This is a genomic window from Streptococcus equinus (genome assembly GCF_900104225.1).
Taxonomy (GTDB): domain Bacteria; phylum Bacillota; class Bacilli; order Lactobacillales; family Streptococcaceae; genus Streptococcus; species Streptococcus equinus_D.
The window spans coordinates 1-1,443 of sequence record NZ_FNJK01000019.1 but is presented as its reverse complement, the minus strand read 5'-3'; the positions used below and the strand labels follow the sequence as shown (position 1 = coordinate 1,443).

General features: G+C 36.2%; 1 protein-coding gene. It reads right to left on the bottom strand.

Annotation, left to right across the window (positions count from 1 at the left end):
- Positions 1 to 647 precede the first annotated feature (647 nt).
- Positions 648 to 1,088 (bottom strand): hypothetical protein, encoded by a 441-nt coding sequence (locus BLP98_RS09275; protein WP_074483004.1) that lies wholly within the window; start codon positions 1,086 to 1,088, stop codon positions 648 to 650.
- Positions 1,089 to 1,443: the final 355 nt, after the last annotated feature.

Sequence of the window (1,443 nt, the reverse complement as noted above, 5' to 3'; positions counted from 1 at the left end):
GCTTTTGAGCCGTTAATGTCAGTTACTACAAAATCTATTTTATTTATTGTCTTTGTATTATTAAAAGTAACAGATTTTATATTCTTTTTGTTTAACTTCCCAAACAATTTATCAAATTTAGAAACTTTCACCCCATCTTCCACTTTTCCAACGGTTGAGGCGACTTCACCGGCGTCGGCGAGTTTGGCAAGGTTACCTGCTTCTTCGGCGTATTTGAGTTTGCCAACAGCACCAGGTCCGACTAGCGTAACAACGTCAAAGACGTAGCCACCGATTTCAAAGGTGTTCCCTGTTGCGATATTATGAAAGACATCGCTAGTAGAATCTTCAATGCCTTATAAACTATCTTCCAAGCATCGATATCGTCGTGTTGAAGACGTTTGAGGAAGGTGTCTGCGGTAAGTGCAGTCTCACAAGCTTTTGAGATGAATCTAATGCGTAGAGAAATTCAACTAGCAGAAGAAGTTAGAAAAAATATTGAAAGAGACGAAAGGGACGCCTATAGATTGACGAAATATGCTTGAAAATATTATTGCAAACTTTTAAGTTTTTCCTTCAAAAATATCACTTTGAAGTAAATCTTCAATAGTTAATATCTTTTCGCTATCGATTGTAAAAATAATTGATTCCAATATGGTGTCCCTTCTCTAGTCGATTGGCAAATCTTCTCTTGTTCTTAAAATAGTGACTTTACTGACAGGGATTCGAGAAGAGTGGTAGAAGCGATGGCCATACTGATTATCCACCACCTCAGCCCCTTCCCAGATATCATTTGCCTTTAAGAATTCCACATCGTCAGTAACAATAGTAATCCATGAGTCAAGTTGATCAAAGTTATCGTCACTTGATTGGAAAATTTCACATTCTTTTCCATCGATTAACACAGTATCAGTGATGCGATATTTCTTTTCGATTTCACTTGATTTTACAATTTTTTTATAGTAAGGTTCTACAAATTTTGAATCAATTAATTGAAATCCATCTAATACTGAACTAGGGTTACTGGTTGTTAAGGATAACGAACCATCACTCTCAATACCATAATTATGATATGCTTTCCCTCTGTGCACAAAATACGTTTCATGCATTTTTATTCTCCTATATAAATCATTTTCCCATTTATAACTTCTCCAATGGGAATCTCATCTCCGTCAATATTTAAATACATCTTGGCACCGTTAGCCATTTTTATATTGCCTGAATTAGTAACCTTATATTCCGGTGTTAAGTATTCCTCTGATTTAATAAAACCATGCCCTGTTGCGTGTAAGATCTAGGATTATTCTGTCTTTTTTAGTCAATCGGTAAATCTTTTCTTGTCCTTAAAATTGTGACTTCACTGACAGGGATTCGAGAAGAATGGTAGAAACGGTGGCCGTACTGATTATCCACCACTTCAGCACCTTCCCAGATGTCATTTGCCTTTAAGAATTCTACATCGTC